General features: G+C 65.4%; 21 protein-coding genes. 16 read left to right on the top strand and 5 right to left on the bottom strand.

The features are described 5' to 3' along the window. The first annotated feature begins 7 nt into the window (after positions 1-7). From EA796_RS09525 to EA796_RS09515, 3 genes are read left to right on the top strand one after another with little or no spacing between them, the layout of a single operon-like run. Complete coding sequence (locus EA796_RS09525) at positions 8-1,315, top strand: MFS transporter (RefSeq protein WP_122108437.1); 1,308 nt, start codon at positions 8-10, stop codon at positions 1,313-1,315. Beyond that, the gene (locus EA796_RS09520) at positions 1,312-2,001 is read left to right on the top strand and encodes a TIGR04283 family arsenosugar biosynthesis glycosyltransferase (protein ID WP_122108436.1); all 690 of its coding nucleotides are present in this window, start codon (positions 1,312-1,314) and stop codon (positions 1,999-2,001) included. The genes EA796_RS09525 and EA796_RS09520 overlap by 4 nt, the downstream gene beginning before the upstream one ends. Continuing rightward, positions 1,998-2,621 (top strand): TIGR04282 family arsenosugar biosynthesis glycosyltransferase, encoded by a 624-nt coding sequence (locus tag EA796_RS09515; protein WP_122108435.1) that lies wholly within the window; start codon positions 1,998-2,000, stop codon positions 2,619-2,621. The genes EA796_RS09520 and EA796_RS09515 overlap by 4 nt, the downstream gene beginning before the upstream one ends. Before the next feature lie 2 nt (positions 2,622-2,623). On the opposite strand, the gene EA796_RS09510 is transcribed toward EA796_RS09515, so the two are convergent. From EA796_RS09510 to flgA, 4 genes are all read right to left on the bottom strand, one after another. Continuing rightward, positions 2,624-3,373, bottom strand: a complete 750-nt coding sequence (locus tag EA796_RS09510; RefSeq protein WP_122108434.1) for a flagellar brake protein — start codon at positions 3,371-3,373, stop codon at positions 2,624-2,626. An 88-nt stretch (positions 3,374-3,461) separates the two neighbouring features. Beyond that, complete coding sequence (locus tag EA796_RS09505) at positions 3,462-3,929, bottom strand: flagella synthesis protein FlgN (protein WP_122108433.1); 468 nt, start codon at positions 3,927-3,929, stop codon at positions 3,462-3,464. Between the two features lie 50 nt (positions 3,930-3,979). Next, the gene (gene flgM, locus EA796_RS09500) at positions 3,980-4,315 is read right to left on the bottom strand and encodes a flagellar biosynthesis anti-sigma factor FlgM (protein WP_021443983.1); all 336 of its coding nucleotides are present in this window, start codon (positions 4,313-4,315) and stop codon (positions 3,980-3,982) included. A gap of 134 nt (positions 4,316-4,449) precedes the next feature. Then, the gene (gene flgA / locus EA796_RS09495) at positions 4,450-5,208 is read right to left on the bottom strand and encodes a flagellar basal body P-ring formation chaperone FlgA (protein ID WP_122108432.1); all 759 of its coding nucleotides are present in this window, start codon (positions 5,206-5,208) and stop codon (positions 4,450-4,452) included. 77 nt (positions 5,209-5,285) lie between these two features. On the opposite strand from flgA, the gene EA796_RS09490 reads away from it, so the two are divergent. The 13 genes from EA796_RS09490 (at position 5,286) to flgL (ending at position 18,838) form a co-directional block, all read left to right on the top strand. Next, on the top strand, positions 5,286-6,218 hold the full coding sequence (locus EA796_RS09490; protein WP_122108431.1) for a chemotaxis protein CheV: 933 nt from the start codon (positions 5,286-5,288) through the stop codon (positions 6,216-6,218). A 43-nt stretch (positions 6,219-6,261) separates the two neighbouring features. Continuing rightward, positions 6,262-7,089 (top strand): protein-glutamate O-methyltransferase CheR, encoded by an 828-nt coding sequence (gene cheR, locus EA796_RS09485; protein ID WP_122108430.1) that lies wholly within the window; start codon positions 6,262-6,264, stop codon positions 7,087-7,089. A gap of 473 nt (positions 7,090-7,562) precedes the next feature. Beyond that, positions 7,563-7,970, top strand: coding sequence for a flagellar basal body rod protein FlgB (flgB, locus tag EA796_RS09480; protein ID WP_122108429.1), 408 nt, complete (start codon positions 7,563-7,565; stop codon positions 7,968-7,970). Positions 7,971-7,981: 11 nt separating this feature from the next. Continuing rightward, positions 7,982-8,425: a flagellar basal body rod protein FlgC gene (flgC, locus tag EA796_RS09475; RefSeq protein WP_021443988.1), complete on the top strand. Its 444-nt coding sequence runs from the start codon at positions 7,982-7,984 to the stop codon at positions 8,423-8,425. A gap of 21 nt (positions 8,426-8,446) precedes the next feature. Next, positions 8,447-9,112, top strand: a complete 666-nt coding sequence (gene flgD / locus EA796_RS09470) for a flagellar hook assembly protein FlgD (RefSeq protein ID WP_021443989.1) — start codon at positions 8,447-8,449, stop codon at positions 9,110-9,112. Positions 9,113-9,148: 36 nt separating this feature from the next. Further along, positions 9,149-10,465 carry a flagellar hook protein FlgE gene (gene flgE / locus EA796_RS09465; RefSeq protein WP_021443990.1) on the top strand — a complete coding sequence of 439 codons (1,317 nt, stop codon included), beginning with the start codon at positions 9,149-9,151 and terminating at the stop codon, positions 10,463-10,465. Positions 10,466-10,676: 211 nt separating this feature from the next. Then, a complete protein-coding gene (locus EA796_RS09460) occupies positions 10,677-11,417 on the top strand; it encodes a flagellar basal body rod protein FlgF (protein ID WP_021443991.1) in 741 nt (246 codons plus the stop codon). Between the two features lie 46 nt (positions 11,418-11,463). Beyond that, positions 11,464-12,249, top strand: coding sequence for a flagellar basal-body rod protein FlgG (gene flgG, locus EA796_RS09455; RefSeq protein ID WP_021443992.1), 786 nt, complete (start codon positions 11,464-11,466; stop codon positions 12,247-12,249). 41 nt (positions 12,250-12,290) lie between these two features. Then, positions 12,291-12,989 (top strand): flagellar basal body L-ring protein FlgH, encoded by a 699-nt coding sequence (gene flgH, locus EA796_RS09450; RefSeq protein WP_021443993.1) that lies wholly within the window; start codon positions 12,291-12,293, stop codon positions 12,987-12,989. A 224-nt stretch (positions 12,990-13,213) separates the two neighbouring features. Next, entirely contained in the window at positions 13,214-14,293 is a 1,080-nt protein-coding gene (locus tag EA796_RS09445) for a flagellar basal body P-ring protein FlgI (protein WP_031303109.1), read from the top strand. Positions 14,294-14,303: 10 nt separating this feature from the next. Further along, the gene (gene flgJ, locus EA796_RS09440) at positions 14,304-15,488 is read left to right on the top strand and encodes a flagellar assembly peptidoglycan hydrolase FlgJ (RefSeq protein ID WP_122108428.1); all 1,185 of its coding nucleotides are present in this window, start codon (positions 14,304-14,306) and stop codon (positions 15,486-15,488) included. A 9-nt stretch (positions 15,489-15,497) separates the two neighbouring features. Next, positions 15,498-17,510 carry a flagellar hook-associated protein FlgK gene (flgK, locus tag EA796_RS09435; RefSeq protein WP_122108427.1) on the top strand — a complete coding sequence of 671 codons (2,013 nt, stop codon included), beginning with the start codon at positions 15,498-15,500 and terminating at the stop codon, positions 17,508-17,510. 68 nt (positions 17,511-17,578) lie between these two features. Then, the gene (gene flgL, locus EA796_RS09430) at positions 17,579-18,838 is read left to right on the top strand and encodes a flagellar hook-associated protein FlgL (protein WP_122108426.1); all 1,260 of its coding nucleotides are present in this window, start codon (positions 17,579-17,581) and stop codon (positions 18,836-18,838) included. 326 nt (positions 18,839-19,164) lie between these two features. Here flgL and EA796_RS23070 read toward each other — a convergent pair whose 3' ends face one another. After that, positions 19,165-19,431 carry a hypothetical protein gene (locus EA796_RS23070; protein ID WP_147459043.1) on the bottom strand — a complete coding sequence of 89 codons (267 nt, stop codon included), beginning with the start codon at positions 19,429-19,431 and terminating at the stop codon, positions 19,165-19,167. Positions 19,432-19,447: the final 16 nt, after the last annotated feature.

Raw genomic sequence — 19,447 nt, 5'->3', positions numbered from 1 at the left:
GCCGTTCATGCGCCCGATCTGGAAGTCCTTCCGTTCGCTGTACTTCGCCACCTTGCTGATGCTGCTCGGCTCCGGCCTGCTCAGCACCTACCTGGCCCTGCGCCTGGCCGACACGGTGGACGGCCTGTGGGTCGGCGCGCTGATGGCGGCCAACTATTTCGGCCTGGTGCTCGGCGGCAAGCAGGGCCATCGGCTGATCGCCCGGGTCGGGCATATCCGCGCCTACGTCGCCTGCGCCGGGGTGGTCACCGCCGCGGTGCTCGGCCATGGCCTGGTGGAGTGGCTGCCGTTCTGGCTGCTGCTGCGCATGCTGGTGGGCCTGGGCATGATGTGCCAGTACATGGTGATCGAGAGCTGGCTCAACGAGCAGGCCGAGGCCAGCCAGCGCGGCCTGGTGTTCAGCGGCTATATGGCGGCCTGCTATCTGGGGCTGATCCTCGGCCAGCTGGTGCTGGTGGTGCACCCGACCCTGGGCCCGGAACTGCTGATGCTGGTGGCCCTGTGCTTCGCCCTGTGCCTGGTGCCGGTGGCGCTGACCCGGCGCCTGCACCCGGCACCGCTGCACCCGGCGCCGCTGGAGCTGCGCTTCTTCCTCAGCCGGGTGCCGCTGTCGCTGACCACCGTGGCCGTGGCCGGGCTGCTGATCGGGGCCTTCTATGGCCTGGCGCCACTCTATGCCACGCGCATGGGCCTGAGTACCGAGCAGGTCGGCCTGTTCATGGGCAGCTGCATCCTCGCTGGCCTGCTGGTGCAGTGGCCGCTGGGCTGGCTGTCGGACCGACGCGACCGGGTACGGCTGATCCGCGGTTGCGCCGCACTGCTGCTGCTCGCCGCGTTGCCGCTGGCGCTGCTGCAGCAGGTGACGCTGCTGCCGCTGATCGGTATCGGCTTCGTGGTCAGCCTGATGCTGTTCAGTCTTTACCCGCTGGGGGTGGCGCTGGCCAACGACCACGTCGAGCCGGAGCGGCGGGTGTCGCTGACCGCCATGCTGCTGGTGACCTTCGGCGTCGGCGCCTGTATCGGCCCGCTGTTGGCGGGGGTGCTGATGCGCCTCTATGGCGCCCACATGCTCTACGTGTTCGTCTGCTGCTGCACGCTGATCCTGGTCTGGCGCATCCGTCCCGAGGTGGTCACTCACCTGCATCAGGTCGAGGACGCGCCGCTGCATCACCTGGGCAGCCCGGCCAATGTGGCCGGCTCGCCACTGATGGCAGCGCTCGATCCGCGGGTCGACGAGCAGACCGTGCAGGAGCAGATGCAGGACCCTGTCGCGGCGCCAGAGGAGCCGGCGGAGGCGCCACGGGCGACGCCATGAGCCGTCTCAGCGTCGTCATCCCGGCGCTGGACGAGGCCGCGGCGCTGCCGGCGTTGCTCGAGGATCTGCGCACGCTGCGCAGTGCCGGCGCCGAATTGATCCTGGTCGACGGCGGCAGCCGCGACGGCACGCCGCAATTGGCGGCCGCGCGGGTCGACCGCCTGCTGCACAGCCCGCCCGGTCGGGCGCGGCAGATGAACGCCGGCGCGGCGCAGGCCGGCGGCGACTACCTGTGGTTCCTGCATGCCGACACCCGGCTGAGCCCGGCTTGCCTGGCCGCGTTGCAGCAGGCGCTGGTCGATGAGCCGGGCTGGGGGCGTTTCGATCTACGCCTGTCGGGCGCTGGCCCATCGCTATGGTTGATCGGCCAGATGATCAACCTGCGTTCGCGCCTGACCGGCATCGCCAGCGGCGATCAGGGCATCTTCGTGCGCCGCGAGCTGTTCGAGTCGCTCGGCGGCTATGCCGACATCCCGCTGATGGAAGACCTCGAGCTGTGCCGGCGGCTCAGGCGCGTGGCCCGGCCGCGTTGCCTGCGCCCGCCGCTCTCGACGTCGAGCCGGCGTTGGGAGCAACATGGAACCTGGCGCACGGTCTGGTTGATGTGGCGTCTGCGCTTGGCCTACTACCGCGGGGTCAGCCCGGAGCTGCTGGCTGGCCGTTACCGAGGAGGAGCACGACGATGACTACGCTGTCACTCCACCTGCTGGCGCGCGCACCCGTCCCCGGACGGGTGAAGACGCGCCTGATTCCGACATTGGGCGAGGAGGGCGCCAGCCGCCTGCAGCGGGCGCTGCTGGAACAGACCCTGGCCCTGCCGCCGCTGGCCTTCGAGCAGCGTTTCCTGTGGCTGGACGGCGATGCCGACCGGCCCTTGCAGCAGTTGGCCGAGCGCCAGGACTGGGTGCTGGTGGAGCAGCCGGCCGGCGACCTCGGCGAGCGCATGCGGCGTATCGCGGCGCTCGGCCTGGCCGAGCACGACGGCGTGGTGCTGATCGGCAACGATTGTCCGGCGCTCGACGGCGCCTACCTGCAGCAGGCCTGTGCGGCACTGGACGAGCACCGTGCGGTGCTTGGCCCGGCGGAGGACGGCGGCTACGTGCTGCTGGGCCTGCGCAGCCTCGATCACAGCCTGTTCGAGAACATGCCCTGGGGCGGCGATCAGGTGCTGGCGCGCACCCGCGAGTGCCTACAGCGCCTGGCCTGGCCGCATCTGTTGTTGCCGACGCTATGGGACGTGGACCGGCCGCAGGATCTGGCGCGCCTGGCGGAGCTGGATCAGCGCTGGCGCAACCTGGTGCACTGACCTTAGAACAGGCCGTCGCTCTCGCTGCGCCGCGCTTCGCGCTGCAGCTGGTAGACGAAGCGCTCGACCTGGCGTTGCTCCAGACCGCTCATGCGGTAGAAGCGGGTGCCGACGAAGGTCATGTCGATCTTCTCCTCGTACTGCACGTGGCGCAGCTCCACCGCGCAGGTCATGGCGCCGAACGGCAGTTGGGCGGTGAGGCGCTCGTGCACCTGGCCGTTGTGCAATTGCTGGCTGAGGTCGCCGGCAAAGCGCAGCTTGCAGCCGGTGGCGGAGATGTCCAGCAACTGGCCGGGCAGCGGTTCGCGCAGCTTGTCGCCGGCCAGCACCACCTTGATCAGGTCGCTCTGCTTGAGCGGCGCGCGGTAGGCGCTGCGGCGCTGGTGATAGATCACCTCCTGCGGCAGCGGCGCCCAGTAGCAGGGCGCCCCCTCGAACTCACCCAGTTGCACGTCGTGCTCGCAGCTCCAGGCCACGCGCACGCCCTCACGGTAGGCCTCGACGCTGAAGGCTTCGCCCTGCTTGAGGAAGCGTTCGCCATCGTTGGGAATGATTTCATCCAGCGCCACGCGGTTGCGCTCGCGGTCGATTTCCACCAGGTAGCTCTGGAATCGCTGGCTGCGATCCTTGAACTGGATCACCAGCGGGTCGTGGTTCTGTTGCAGTTGGCGCAGGGTGGCAATGATTTCCACGGGTGCCTTGAGCACCTTGGGCGGCTGAGGACCATTTTCCTCGTTGAACGCGCTGGACACAGTTCGGAACTCTCCGAGTCATCGACTACAACGGCACTAGAATACTGGCAGAGTGCCTGCGTGTCCCTGTGCTTTTTCTTGTGGTGGCTCAGGCCTGGCTGAGTGGCCTTTGCTGGGCGATTCTAGCCGCACTGCCACTGCTGTCATAGAGCCCCGGCGTCTCACCGCCGCGGAGGATGCCGAGGATGCTGCCGACCGAGGCCTGGTTGGCGCGGATCAGTCGGCCGTTGCGCAGGTTGGCCTCCTGGCAGCGCTGCAGCAGGGCGGACAGCGCTTCGCTGCGTGCCAGCAACTGTTCGCCCAGCGCGGAGCCTGCCGCCAGTGCGCCGAGGCCGTCGCGGTCGGCGCTCAGGCCGGCGGCCAGGAGCAGGCGACTGCGCTCGCCGCCGTGCTGCTGGAGCAGGGCGAGCAGGGGTTGTTTGTCGCTGAGCAGGCTGTCCAGGCGCGGCAGGTCGCGCTCGGTCAGGGCCTGGAATTCGGCATCGATCAGCTCAAGCAATTGCTCGGCGGTGCCGATATCGGTGGTGAACAGGTCAAGCAGGGCAGTGTCGTGCATGGCGGGCTCTTGGGGGTCGGGCGTCCAACACCCCCAGCGCAGCCCTGGGACTAGCGCTGGGATTCGAAGTTGAGCAGTTTTTCGGCGACGCGCTGACTGTCGACCTGGTAGCTGCCGTCGGCAATCGCCTGTTTCAGCTGGGCCACGCGCTCCTTGTTGACGATCGGCTGGTCGCGCAGCTTCTCGCCGATCTTCTGCAGCTGCTGCGCCTCGCGGCTCAGCTGTACCGGCTCGCCGGTCTTGGCGGTGTTCTGCTCATCGCCGCCGGCGACCGGCGCCTGAGTCGGCGTTGCCGGCTCGTTGCGATTGCCAGCCTGAGTCGCGCCGGTACGCCCCGCGTTGGCGGGCGTATTGGCATTGTTCAGCCGGTTGAAGTCGATGACCATGATGCAGAACCTCGGACGATATGGTGGACGCTTGCCAAGCTTTCGGCCGCTGCCGGTAAAACTTTAGGGCTATTTTCGCTGCGTCGTTAAACAGTGTAGGAAATCGCCTGGCTGTTGCGCTACAAGAAACATGCCTACATGGCCACTTGCACTTGTCCGGGCCCGATCACGCGGGCGCGCACCACCCGTTGCGAACGCAGGTTGCGCACGTTGATCTGCTGGCCGGGAGCGCCGTCGCTGAGCGCTTCGCCGGGCATGCGTACGTTGATCGTGCCGCTGCTGGCGCTGATCACCACCTGGTCGCCGCGACGGATCGCCTCGGCCACCTGCAGGTGGTTCGGCGCCAGGACCTGGTTGCTGCCCAGCTGGCGCGTCAATTTCTTGCCGATCGCCTGGGCCGGATCGGTTAGGTAGCCCTGACGGAGCTGGCCGACGTCGCGCTCGACCATACTCAGGTCGGCGGCGCCGACCACGCTCATGCGTTTGAGCGGGCGGGTCAGCACCGCCACCTGGCGAAACAGGCGCACCTCGGCCGGCACGAACACGGTCCAGGGCGCGCTGCCTTCGCAGCGTACCCGCGTGGTGACGCGTCCAATGGGGTGTGCCGGGCTCTCGAGCTGCGTAGTCAAAGGCTGGTCGCACAGAGGCAGGCGCAGCCGCGGGTCGAGTCGACTGACCTGGATCTCATGGCGGCCCTGGATTTCGCTACGCTGTAAATGGTCGACCACGGCCTGCTCAAGAAAGGCCTCGGTGGCGCCGATAAGCTGGTCGGTACTGGTGAAGGCCGCCGCAGCGCTGCCGCTGTAGCCGATCACTGGCAAAGCGAGTAAAACGGGCAGGGCGCCCAGGCACTTTGCCAGCAGCTGACGGAATGATGACGTTCTTGGCTTCATGACCAATGCAAAGCAAGCCCCGTGCCGCCTGCTAGGCTGCAAGGGGTTGGCGTTACTAGACGAGAAGGAGTCCGGGCATGGCCGGGTTGATGGATTCGGTTAACCAGCGCACCCAACTGGTAGGGCAGAACCGCTTGGAGTTGCTGCTGTTCCGCCTGGAGGGCCCGCAGTTGTATGGCATCAACGTGTTCAAGGTGAAGGAGGTGCTGCAGTGCCCCAACCTCACCATCATGCCCAAGTCCAGCCCGGTGGTGCGCGGGGTGGCCAATATCCGCGGCGGCACCATTCCGATTCTCGACCTGTCCATCGCCACCGGGCGGGCGGCCCTTGAAGACCTCAAGACCAGCTTCGTGATCATCACCGAGTACAACACCAAGGTGCAGGGCTTCCTGGTGCGCTCGGTGGAACGCATCGTCAACATGAACTGGGAGGAGATCCATCCGCCACCCAAGGGCGCCGGGCGCGACCACTACCTGACCGCGGTGACCCGCCTCGACCAGCAGCTGGTGGAGATCATCGACGTGGAGAAGATTCTCGCCGAGGTGGCACCCACCTCCGAGGTGATCTCCGCCGGGGTGATCGACGAGCAGGTGCAGAGCAGTGCGGTAACCAAGCACGTGCTGATCGTCGACGACTCCTCGGTGGCGCGCAAACAGGTGTCGCGCTGCCTGCAGACCGTGGGCGTGGAGGTCACCGCGCTGAACGACGGCCGCGAGGCGCTCAATTACCTCAAGCAGATGGCCGACGAGGGTCAGCGCCCCGACGAGGAGTTGCTGATGCTGATTTCCGACATCGAGATGCCGGAGATGGACGGCTATACCCTGACCACCGAGATTCGCAGCGATCCGCGCATGCAGAAGCTGCATATCCTCCTGCATACTTCGCTGTCCGGGGTATTCAACCAGGCGATGGTGAAGAAGGTCGGCGCGGACGATTTCCTCGCCAAGTTCAAGCCGGACGACCTGGCCTCTAGGGTGGTCGAGCGGATTCGCGTGGCGGATGGGGGCTGAGGGGTGACCTTCGGCGAATGTTATGGTCGGTGAGGCGGCACTAGTGTCTTCAGGTAATTTGGATTTCGAGCAGTTCCGGACTTTCCTGGAAAAGGCCTGCGGTATTCTGCTGGGCAGCAACAAGCAGTACCTGGTCTCCAGCCGTCTGAACAAGCTGATGGAACAGAACGGCATCAAGACCCTGGGCGAGCTGGTGCAGCGCATGCAGAACCAGCCGCGCAGCGGCCTGCGCGAGCAGGTGGTCGATGCCATGACCACCAACGAAACCCTGTGGTTTCGCGACACCTACCCCTTCGAGGTGCTGAAGAATCGGGTGCTGCCGGAGTTGATCAAGGCCTATCCGGCGCAGCGCCTGCGCATCTGGTCGGCGGCCTGTTCGTCTGGGCAGGAGCCCTATTCGCTGTCGATGTCGATCGACGAGTTCGAGCGGACCAATATCGGCCAGCTCAAGGGCGGGGTGCAGATCGTCGCCACTGACCTGTCGCCGTCGATGCTGGCCAACTGCAAGTCCGGCGAGTACGACAGCCTGGCCATGGGCCGCGGCCTGGCCCAGGAGCGCCTGCAGCGTTATTTCGACCCCAAGGGGCCGGGCCGCTGGCAGGTCAAGGCGCCGATCAAGAACCGCGTCGAGTTTCGCCCGCTCAACCTGCTGGACAGCTACGCGGCGCTGGGCAAGTTCGACATCGTGTTCTGCCGCAACGTGCTGATCTACTTCTCCGCCGAGGTGAAGAAAGACATCCTCACGCGCATCCATGCCACGCTCAAGCCGGGTGGCTACCTGTTCCTCGGTGCGTCCGAGGCGCTCAACGGCCTGCCCGAGAAGTACCAGATGGTGCAGTGCAGTCCGGGCATCATCTATAAGGCCAAGTAGCGGCGCGATCACGTCAGGGGAGCAGAGCGGGAGGCCTAGGCCTCCCGTTTGCGTTTCCTGGCCTGGGGATCTCGCCTGCCCGCTGTCCGGACCCCGTTGCGCCGAGGCGGCACCCCGTGGGAGGCGCGTCAGCGGCGACTTCCACTCTCCCGAACCTTCCGTGGCCTCAAGGCAACCCGGTGGGGCTTCCCTGGCCGGCAATCGCATCCGGGCTCCTCGGTTTTCGCGGGCGCCATTCGATCTGTCCATTGGTGATCGAGGCCGCTCCCCGGCATCACCGCCGGGCGGCAAACAGTCGAACGGCCTTTGCCGCTCGCTTGCCTACGGGCGGTAAGGGCTTGCCGCTTTGCCGCTTGCGTCGTCTCGTTATTTGTTTAACTAACTGATTTATAAGTGATTTATTAGTTGGCACAAGCTTTGCTGAATGTCTGGCAGGAAAGACCAGACTGCCCCAGCGGCAAAGGTTGCAGAGCATGAGCATCAATTTCGGCAAGGCCCTCGGTATCCACGAACAGGCACTCGGCTTCCGCGCCCAGCGTGCCGAGGTGTTGGCCAACAACATCGCCAACGCCGATACCCCCAACTACAAGGCGCGCGACCTCGACTTCGCCAGCGTGCTGGCCGCGCAGAGCGCCAAGCAGCAGCGCGGCAACGTTGCCCTGGCGCGCACCGACGGCCGCCATATCGGCGCCGAGGGCATCGCCACCGGCCAGGCCGAGCTGGCCTATCGCACGCCGCTGCATGCCTCGCTGGACCAGAACACCGTCGACCTGCAGATGGAGCAGTCGAACTACGCCGAGAACTCGGTGCATTTTCAGGCCAGCTTCACCTTCCTCAACAGCAAGTTCAAAGGGCTGACCAGCGCCCTGCGCGGCGAATAAGGAGCGCGACCATGTCCCTTGCCAGTGTCTTCAATATCGCCGGAACCGGCATGAGCGCGCAGAGCACGCGCCTCAATACCATCTCCAGCAACATCGCCAACGCCGAAACGGTGTCCTCAAGCATCGACCAGACCTACCGCGCCCGCCATCCGGTGTTCGCCACCGTGTTCCAGCAGGCGCAGGGCGGCGACCGGGGTTCGCTGTTCGCCGAGCAGGACGAGGCCGGCCGTGGCGTGCAGGTGCTCGGCGTGGTCGAGGACCAGAGCAGCCTGATGCCGCGCTACGAGCCGGATCATCCGGCGGCGGACGCCGGCGGCTACGTGTACTACCCCAACGTCAACGTGGTCGAGGAGATGGCCGACATGATTTCCGCCAGTCGCGCCTTCCAGACCAACGTGGAAATGATGAATACCGCCAAACAGATGCTGCAGCGCGTGCTGACCCTGGGTCAGTAAGTCAGCGAAAGGGAGTCAGGCATGAGCACAGTCAGCGGCACCAGTTCGGTACTGGATCAGTACCAGATCAAGCAGGACACCACGCAGAACAAGGAACTCGGCAAGAACGAGTTCCTCAACCTGCTGGTGGCCCAGTTGAACAACCAGAATCCGCTGGAGCCGCAAGGCAACGGCGAGTTCATCGCCCAGCTGGCGCAGTTCAGCCAGGTCGAGGGCATCGAGAAGCTCAATACCAGCATGGAATCGCTGCTCTCCGGTTATCAGTCGTCGCAGGCGCTGCAGGCCTCGTCGCTGGTCGGGCGCAAGGTCATAGTGCCGAGCGAGAAGGCGGTGGTCGATACCAGCGAGAGCTTCAAGGCCAGCACGGTGCTGCCGGTCAGCAGCAGCAACGTCTACGTCAACGTCTACGACAGTGCCGGCTCGGTGGTCACGCGCATCAACCTGGGCGAGCAGGCTGCCGGCAACGTCAGCTTCATCTGGGACGGCAAGGATTCCAGCGGCAAGCTGATGCCGCCCGGCACCTACAAGTTCGAGGCGCAGGCCACCTACGGCGACGAGACCAAGGGCCTGTACACCCTGCTGCCGGCCAACGTCGACAGCGTCACCCTGGGCGGCAGCGAGCTGATGCTCAACCTCGCCGGCCTCGGCAGCGTTCCGATTTCCCAAGTGCAAGTCATCGGCCAATAACTATTGCCGCCGGCAGTTCCGGCAAAGGAGTCCTCCATGTCGTTCAATATTGGTCTCAGCGGCCTGCGCGCCGCGACCAAGGATCTCAACGTCACCGGCAATAACATCGCCAACGCCGGCACCGCCGGCTTCAAGCAGTCGCGCGCCGAATTCGCCGATGTCTATGCCGCCTCGGTGCTGGGGTCCGGCTCCAACCCGCAGGGCAGCGGGGTGCTGCTCGGCGACATCTCGCAGCAGTTCAACCAGGGCAACATCAATTACACGCAGAACGCCCTGGATCTGGCGATCAACGGCAACGGCTTCTTCGTCACCAGCAACAACGGCGAGATCAGCTACACCCGTGCCGGTTACTTCGGCACCGACCGCGACGGTTTCATGGTGAACAACTTCGGCTATCGCCTGCAGGGCTACTCGGTCGATGCCAACGGCAACCTGCAAAACGGTGTGGTCAACGACATTCGTATCCAGACCACCAACCAGGAGCCGCGCGCCACCGCCAACCTGGATCAGACCTTCAACCTCAACTCGAACAATACCGTGCCGACCACCGTGCCGTTCGACCCGACTGATCCGACCAGCTACAACTCGTCCACCTCGACCAACATCTACGATACTCAGGGCAACGCCCACGTCTTCACCCAGTACTTCGTCAAGACCGGGGCCAACAGCTGGACCATGAACGTGCTGATCGATGGGCGCAATCCGGACGATCCGACCCTGACCACGCCGTCCAGCGTCGATCTGCAGTTCACCACCGCCGGCCAGCTCGACGTGGCCGCGCTGATCGCCTCGACGCCGACCGGCTTCACCGTGGCCGCCGACGGCACCATCGACCTGAGCAGTTGGGTGCCGGCTGCGCCGGACAACTCGGTGCCGCCGGTGTGGGGGCCGAACGGGGCGACGGCCAACGCGACGGGGGTCAATATCGATCTGCGCCAGTCGACCCAGTTCGCCAGTTCCTTCGCGGTCAACAGCGTCAGCCAGGATGGCTACACCACCGGCCAGCTGGCCGGCCTGGAAATCGACGACACCGGGGTGATCTTCGCCCGTTACACCAACGGCCAGTCCAAGGTGCAGGGACAGGTGGTGCTGGCCAACTTCGCCAACGTGCAGGGCCTGACGCCGGTGGGCAAGACCGCCTGGGTGCAGTCCTTCGAGTCCGGCGAGCCGGTGGTCGGCACGCCGCGCGCCGGCACCCTGGGCGCGCTGCAGTCCGGCGCCCTGGAGGACTCCAACGTCGAGCTGTCCGATCAGCTGGTCAACCTGATCGTCGCCCAGCGCAACTACCAGGCCAACGCCAAGACCATCGAGACCGAAAGCGCCATCACCCAGACCATCATCAACCTGCGTTGATGAAACCCGCTCCGGCAAAGCGGCAAGCCTGGCTTGCCGCTTTGCCGTTCCGGCGCCGGCAAACTCTCGCCGCCGGCGTTCTCCGGATTGCCGTTCTGTTTTGATAAAGCCTTTTAAATCAGCTGCTTGAGTGATCTTTTCGAATCTGGCACGGCGCTTGCTGAATAGCTTGCAAAGAGCCACGGGCAACAGGCCCTCTCGGAGAATCACCATGGACAAGCTGCTGTACGTCTCCATGACCGGCGCGCACAACAACACCCTGGCGCAGCGCGCGCACGCCAACAACCTGGCCAACGTCTCCACTTCGGGTTTCCGTCGCGACTTCGAGCAGGCGCGCTCCATGCCGCTGTTCGGCGACAGCTACCCGGCGCGCGTCTACGCCATGAGCGAGCGCCCGGCCACCGACTTTCGTCCCGGCTCGCTGCAGGAAACCGGCCGCGACCTGGACGTGGCGGTCGGCGGTAAGGGCTGGATCGCCGTGCAGGCGCCCGACGGCAGCGAGGCCTACGTGCGCACCGCCAGCCTGAACATCGACGCCCTCGGCATGCTGCGCACCGGCAACGGTTTGCCGGTGATCGGCAATGCCGGGCCGATTGCCGTGCCGCCGGAGCAGAAGGTGGAGATCGGCCAGGACGGCACCATCAGCATTCGCGCCCTCGGCGAGGACCCCAATGTGCTGGCCGAGGTCGACCGTATCAAGCTGGTCAACCCCGATCCCAAGTCGCTGGAGAAGGGCAGCGACGGCCTGATCCGGGTCAAGGGCCAGGCCGCGGCGCCGGCCGATGCCCTGGTGCAGGTGACCTCCGGCTTTCTCGAGTCGAGCAACGTCAACGCCGTCGAGGAGATGACCGCGATCCTCTCGCTGTCACGCCAGTTCGAGCTGCAAGTGAAGATGATGCGCACCGCCGAGGACAACGCCTCGTCCATGGCGCGGGTTTTGCAAATTAGCTAATTATCAGCACGCGGCGCCATGAATCTGGCGTCCGAGGAGAGTCGATATGCTTCCGGCACTGTGGGTCAGCAAGACCGGTTTGTCCGCCCAGGACATGAACCTGACCACCATTTCCAACAACCTGGCCAACGTCTCCACCACCGGCTTCAAGCGCGATCGCGCCGAGTTCGAGGACTTGCTGTACCAGATCCGTCGCCAGCCGGGCGGCCAGTCCAGCCAGGACAGCGAACTGCCCTCCGGCCTGCAGCTGGGCACCGGGGTGCGCGTGGTCGGCACGCAGAAGATCTTCACCGCCGGCAGCCTGCAGACCACCGAGCAGCCGCTGGACCTGGCGATCAACGGCCGCGGCTTCTTCCAGGTCCTGCAGCCCGACGGCACCGTCTCCTACACCCGCGACGGCAGCTTCCACCTCGATTCCGACGGCCAGATCGTCACCTCCAGCGGCTTCGCCCTGGAGCCGGCCATCGTCCTGCCGGGCGAGGTGCGCACCTTCACCGTCGGCGAGGACGGCACCGTGTCGGTGACCACCGCCGGCAACGCCCAGCCGCAGATCATCGGCAACATCCAGCTGGCCGACTTCGTCAACCCGGCCGGCCTCGAAGCCATCGGCAACAACCTGTTCCTGGAGACCGGCTCCAGCGGCGCGCCGCAGGTCGGCAACCCGGGCCTCAACGGCCTGGGCACCACCCTGCAGAACACCCTGGAGAACTCCAACGTCAGCGTGGTGGAGGAGCTGGTGAACATGATCACCACCCAGCGCGCCTACGAAATGAACTCCAAGGTGATTTCCACCGCCGATCAGATGCTGTCCTTCGTGACGCAGAACCTCTGATCCTTTCTTGATTTAGTTGTGAACGCCGCGAGGTAGTGGTTATGAACCGGCAAATACTCTGTTTCCCCCTGTTGGCTGGCCTGTTGCTCGGCAGCGGCTGCGTGGCGCCGACAGCCAAGCCGGACGATCCCTATTACGCCCCGGTGTTGCCGCGCACGCCGCTGCCGGCGGCGCAGAACAACGGCTCGATCTACCAGGCCGGCTTCGAGAACGGCCTGTACGACGACCGCAAGGCGTTCCGCGTTGGCGACATCATCACCATCACCCTCAACGAGCGTACCCAGGCCAGCAAGAACGCCAACAGCGACATAGAGAAGGACAGCAGCGCCAACATGAGCATGGGCGCCCTGTTCGGCGGTGGCGTGTCGGCGACCAACCCGCTCACCGGTGGCCGCATGACCCTGGACACCGAGTTCTCCGGTTCGCGTGACGCCAGTGGGGCCAGTCAGGCGGGGCAGAGCAATAGCCTGTCCGGCTCGATCACCGTCACCGTCGCCGAGGTACTGCCCAATGGCATCCTCGCCGTGCGTGGCGAGAAGTGGATGACCCTCAATACCGGCGACGAGCTGGTGCGCATCTCCGGGCTGGTCCGCGCCGACGACATCGCCACCGACAACACCGTGGCTTCGACCCGGGTGGCCGATGCGCGTATCACCTATTCCGGCACCGGCGCCTTCGCCGACGCCAGCCAGCCGGGCTGGTTGAGCCGCTTCTTCCTCAGCCCGATGTGGCCGTTCTGAGCGAGGCTGTATCCATGAAATCCTGGCTGAACCCCCTAGCCGCGAGCTCCGCTCGTCAGGCGTTCAACGTCGCTCCGGCGCGCGAATCGGGCTCGCCGCTGCGCGCTCTGCTTCCCGCGCCCCAGGCGCGGCCGCTGCAGGCTAGTTCCTGCCGCCGGCAATTCGCCGCCGCCCATCGCGGCTATCGCCGCCGCGGCGCCAACGACTGGCTGCTGCTGGCGACCATGCTGGCGTGCCTGCTGCTGAGCCTGCCGACCCAGGCCGAACGGCTCAAGGACCTGGCCTCGATCCAGGGCGTGCGCAGCAACCAGCTGATCGGCTACGGCCTGGTGGTGGGCCTCAACGGCAGCGGCGACCAGACCACCCAGACCCCCTTCACCGTGCAGACCTTCAACAACATGCTGGCGCAGTTCGGCATCAAGGTGCCGCCGGGCGGCAATGTGCAGCTGAAGAACGTCGCCGCGGTGTCGGTGCATGCCGATTTGCCGGCGTTCGCCAAGCCGGGGCAGACCATCGACATCACCATTTCCTCCATCGGCAACGCCAAGAGCCTGCGCGGCGGCAGCCTGCTGATGACCCCGCTCAAGGGCATCGACGGCAACGTCTACGCCATCGCCCAGGGCAACCTGGTGGTCGGCGGCTTCGACGCCGAGGGCGGCGACGGTTCACGGATCACCGTCAACGTGCCTTCGGCCGGGCGCATTCCCGGCGGCGCCACGGTGGAGCGGCCGGTGCCCAGCGGTTTCGATCAGGGCAACAGCCTGACCCTCAATCTCAACCGCCCGGATTTCACCACGGCGAAGAACATCGTCGACCAGATCAACGACCTGCTCGGCCCGGGCGTGGCCCAGGCCATCGACGGCGGCTCGATCCGCGTCAGCGCGCCGCTCGACCCCAACCAGCGCGTCGACTACCTGTCGATCCTGGAGAACCTCGAAGTGCAGGCCGGCCAGGCGGTGGCCAAGGTCATCATCAACTCGCGCACCGGCACCATCGTCATCGGCCAGAACGTGCGCGTGCAGCCGGCGGCGGTGACCCACGGCAGCCTGACCGTGACCATCACCGAGGATCCCATCGTCAGCCAGCCCGAGGCCTTCTCCGGCGGCCAGACCGCCGTGGTGCCGCGTTCGCGGGTGGATGCCGAGCAGGAGGCCAAGCCGATGTTCAAGTTCGGCCCCGGCACCAGCCTCGACGAGATCGTGCGTGCGGTGAACCAGGTGGGCGCGGCGCCCTCCGACCTGATGGCCATCCTCGAGGCGCTCAAGCAAGCCGGCGCTCTCCAGGCCGACCTGATCGTGATCTGAGGACAGCGCCATGGATTCCAGACTTTCTGCAGGCCTGCTTGGCAACGGCAAGAGCCCCATCGACAGCGGCGCCTTCACCGACCTGAACCGCCTCAACCAGTTCAAGGTGGGCGGCGACAGCGAACAGAACATCCGCAAGGTCGCCCAGGAATTCGAGTCGCTGTTCATGAACGAGATGCTCAAGGCCATGCGTTCGGCCGGCGAGGCGTTCGGCGAGGGCAATTTCCTCAACAGCAACGAGAGCAAGACCTACCAGGACATGCACGACCAGCAGCTGTCGGTGACCCTGGCCAAGGAAGGGCGCGGCATCGGCCTGGCCGATGTGCTGGTGCGGCAGATGTCCAAGCTCAAGCAGCCCTCCAGCCGGCCCAATCCCTTCGCCCAGATCGAGCAACCGCTGAGCAAGGCGAGCGCAGCCGAGAGCGAAAAAGTGGCCAGCAGCGAAGGCTTCCGCGACGAGGTGGCGCTGCTCAACCGCCGCCGTCTGGCGGTGCCGGGCAAACTGGCCGATCGCCTGCTGGCCGGTATCGTGCCGTCTGCCGGGGAAGGCGAGGGCAAGGCCCTGGCCGGCGGCGACTGGATTCCCGCACAAAGCTTCGCCGCGCCCAAGGCCGATGGCCTGAGCCTGAACAACAGCGATGCCATCAGCGGCCGGCGCATCGCCCAGCCGCCGCTGGCGCCGGGCAAGGCCGCGTTCGCCTCGCCGCAGGAGTTCGTCGCCACCATGCTGCCAATGGCCGAGGCGGCGGCCGAGAAGATCGGCGTCGACCCGCGCTACCTGGTGGCCCAGGCTGCGCTGGAGACCGGCTGGGGCAAGTCGATCATCCGTACCCGCGACGGCGAGAGCAGCCACAACCTGTTCGGCATCAAGAGCCACAACAGCTGGGACGGCGAGTCGGCGCGGGTGCTGACCACCGAGTACAAGGGCGGCAAGGCGGTCAGGGAAGCGGCCAGCTTCCGCGCCTACGACTCCTACGCGCAGAGCTTCGACGACTACGTCAGCTTCCTGCAGAGCAACGGGCGCTACGAAAAAGCGCTGAGCGCCACCGAGAATCCGGAGCGTTTCGTCAAGGAACTGCAGCAGGCCGGCTACGCCACCGACCCCAACTATGCGCGCAAGATCGCCCAGATCGCCCGCAAGATGCAGACCTACCAGGCCGTGGCAGCTGCCGATAGCGCCACCACAAGGACTTGAGGCTGAACCATGGCTGACCTACTCAGTATTGGCCTGTCCGGGCTTGCCGCCAGCAAGACCCAGCTCAGCGTCACCGGTCATAACATCACCAATATCAATACACCGGGCTATACCCGCCAGGATGCAGTGCAGGCCACGCGCATTCCGCAGTTCAGCGGCGCCGGCTATATCGGCTCGGGTACCAGCCTGGTGGACATCCGCCGCAGCTACAGCGAGTTTCTTACCAGCCAGTTGCGCTCCAGCACGGCGCTGGCCAGCGACGTGGCGGCCTACAAGAGCCAAATCGATCAGCTCGACTCCTTGCTGGCCGGCTCCACCACCGGCATCACCCCCTCGCTGCAATCCTTCTTCGCCGCGTTGCAGACCGCGGCAGAGGATCCGGCCAATATCCCGGCGCGGCAACTGGTGCTGTCCGAGGCCGAGGGCCTCTCGCGGCGCTTCAATACCGTTTACGAACGGCTCAATGAGCAGAACAACTTTCTCAACAAGCAGATGGTGGCGGTCAGCGACCAGGTCAACCGCCTGGCTACCAGCGTCGCCAGCCTGAACAACGCCATCGCCGTCGCGGCGGCCAACGGCCAGCAGCCCAACGACCTGCTCGATGCCCGCGACGAGGCGGTGCGCCAGCTGTCCACCTACGTCGGCGTCACCGTGGTGCCGCAGGACGACAGCAGCTACAACCTGTTTATCGGCAGCGGCCAGCCGCTGGTGGTGGGCGCCACCGCCAGCCGCCTGGAGGTCGGGCCGGGGCAGGGCGATCCCACGCGCTTCGAGGTTCAGTTCGTCAGCGGCAACTCGCGCCAGACCATTACCACCCAGCTCAGCGGCGGCGAGCTGGGCGGCTTGATCCGCTATCGCCAGGAGGTACTGGACTCCACCTTCAACAGTCTCGGCCGTCTGGCCCTGGCCGTCAGCGATCAGGTCAACAGTCAGCTTGGCCAGGGCCTCGACCTCAAGGGGCAGGTGGGGAGTGCGCTGTTCGGCGACTTCAACGATCCGGCGTTGGCGGCACTGCGCGTACGCGTTTTCAGTAGCAACAGCAGCAATGCCCAGCCCTTGCTCAACATAGGCGACACCAGCCTGCTGACCGCCAGCGACTACCGCCTGGAGTTCGACGGCACCAACTACACGGCGCGCCGCCTTAGCGATAACGCGATGATGAGCGTGACCGAGAACCCGCCCGGCACGCTCAGCTTCAGCGACAGCAGTGGTCGCGACCAGGGCTTCACCATCGACGTCGGCACGCCGGCGCCGGCGGCGGGTGACATCTTCCTGCTGCAGCCGACCCGTCGCGGCGCTGGCGACATTGCTGTCGTGCTCGATCAGCCCGACCAGTTGGCCTTTGCCGCGCCGGTGCGGGCCGAGTCCAATCTGCAAAACCGCGGCACCGGCGCCATTAGCCAGCCCGACCTGCAGTCCGTGCTGAATCTGGGCAGCCTAACCGGCGCTCTGCCGGTAACCCTGACCTACGACGAGGCCGCCGGTGATTTCACCGTGCCGGCTGGCGCCACCCTGACCCGTATCAACGCCGATGGTACGCCGGCCGCACCGGCCACCTTTCAGCCCGGGCAGACCAATAGCTACGAACTGCAGCTGGCCGATGGCAGCACCCTGCGCCTGACCCTCAGCGGCCGGCCGCAGCAGGGCGACACCTTCGCCGTTGCCTTCAATGCCAATGGCGTATCCGACAACCGCAACGCGCTGAAACTGGCCGATCTGCAATCGAAGGCGACCATCGGCGTCGACCCCGCCGCGCCAGGAAGTACCGGTGTGAGTTTCGCCGATGGCTACGGCGATCTGGTCGAACGGGTTGGCACCCTGACCGCTCAGGCGCGGCTGGATGGCGAGGCGACCACGGCGATTCTCAAGCAGGCCACCGACAACCGCGATTCGCTGTCGGGGGTCAACCTGGACGAAGAAGCGGCCAACCTGATCAAGTTCGAGCAGTACTACAACGCCTCGGCGCAAATCATTCAAGTTGCCCGCTCTTTGTTCGATACCCTGATCAGTTCATTTAGATAGTCCGTAGGTGCGCACGGCGCACCCTACGAATCCGTCAATGCTCGACGGTCGCATCAAGAGGCTCAAGCATGCGCATCTCTACCATCCAGGCATTCAACAACGGGGTTTCCGGCCTGCAGCGCAACTACGCCAATGCCATCCGTACCCAGGAGCAGATCAGTACCGGCAACCGCATTCTCACCCCGGCGGACGACCCGGTGGCTTCGGTGCGCCTGCTGCAGCTGGAGCAGCAGCAGTCGGTGCTGAGCCAATACCAGTCCAACCTGACGGCGGCGAAGAACAGCCTGACTCAGGAGGAGGTCACTCTCAATTCGGTCAATACCGTGCTGCAGCGCGTGCGCGAGCTGACCGTGCAGGCGGGCAATGGTGGGCTCGATCAGGCCGGGCGACAGGCCATCGCCGCCGAACTGGGCCAGCGCGAAGACGAACTGCTGGCGCTGATGAACACCCGCAATGCCCGTGGCGAGTACCTGTTCGCCGGCTTCCAGGGCAAGACCCAGCCTTATCTGCGCACGGCCGATGGCAGCTATCTGTACCAGGGCGACGATGGCCAGCGGAAACTGCAGATCGCCAGCTCGCTGGAGCTGCCGATCAGCGACAGCGGTCGGGCGATCTTCGACAGCGGCCGCAATGCCGCGCGCCTGAGTATCGGCGGCAATCCGGCGGCGCCGGCCGCGCCCATCGTCAGCGGTGCGCTGGTGGACGACGAAGTGGCGTTTGCCAACTTTCCCGCCGGCGGCATTCGCCTGGACTTCAACGATCCCGCCGATCCGCTGGCCTATACCCTGACCCCGGTGGACGGTAACGGGGTGGATGGCGTGCCGGTCAGCCGACGCCTGGTGGAAGGGCAGGACAGCCTGGTGCAGTACGGCGGCGTGGCCTTCCATGTCAACGGCGTACCGCCTGCCGGTTCAAGCTTCACCGTGCAGCCGCCGGATACCGACCCGGCTACCGCGCCTGCCAACAAGGTTGGCATCCTCAACACCATTGCAACGCTGCGCCAGGCGTTGGAAGACGCGCCCACTACTGCTGAGGGCAATCGCCAGGTACGCGATGCGGTGGCCTTGGGTCTCACCAATCTGGACAACAACATGGTGGCCCTGGACCAGGTGCGCGGGCAGATCGGCGCGCGGCTCAACGTAGTGGAAAGCTCGCTGACCGACAACGAGGACGTCACTTTGGTCAACAAGGCGGTGCAGGCCGAGCTGCGCGAACTGGACTACGCCGAGGCCCTGTCGCGCCTGGCCTTCCAGTCGGTGATCCTCGAGGCAGCGCAGCAGAGCTACGTGAAGATCGCCGGACTCAACCTGTTCAACCAGCTGCGCTGACAGGCTGACGTCTCGCCTCCGGGGCTGGGTGGTAGGAGCGGCTTCAGCCGCGAAGTTCTCAGGACGTAGGGTGGAAAACCGCGAAGCGTTTTCCACCGTCAGCTGTCGCGGAATCGTCGGCGCCATATCACAAGAGCGGTGGACAAGCTGCGCGTTGTCCACCCTACGAAACTGACGGAGTTTTGGGTGCCGGGCGTAGGAGCGGCTTTAGCCGTGAAGCTTTCCCTGGCTCGGGAAAAGCCATTTACCGTCACTCCCGCGAAGGCGGGAGCCCAGTTGCTACACAGGCTCTGGATTATTGCCCTTCGGGTCAGCGCAAGCGACGTTCAGCGATAAAGCTGCTGTCCCGCCTGCTCGGGAATGCTGACTTTTTCAGGGTTTTCCCGGGCCGCTACAGTCGCCAAATCGCCATCCAACCCGACAACCCTTTGGCGAACCCTATGCTTCGATCCGGAAATCACCATAACCAGCTGTTTTAAAAAATAAAAAAAAATCCACAAAAAACTCGAAAAAAGCCTAAAGCCATCACCGATAACGCCGATACAAATCACGAATGCGAAGTAACTGGGTGCCTGAGCAAGGCGACCGCCCAAGCGCTCGCAGCACCCG

Source organism: Pseudomonas sp. AOB-7 (assembly GCF_003696305.1).
Taxonomy (GTDB): domain Bacteria; phylum Pseudomonadota; class Gammaproteobacteria; order Pseudomonadales; family Pseudomonadaceae; genus Aquipseudomonas.
Note: the sequence above shows the minus strand (reverse complement) of the source record. Positions and strands in the feature narration are given on the sequence as shown.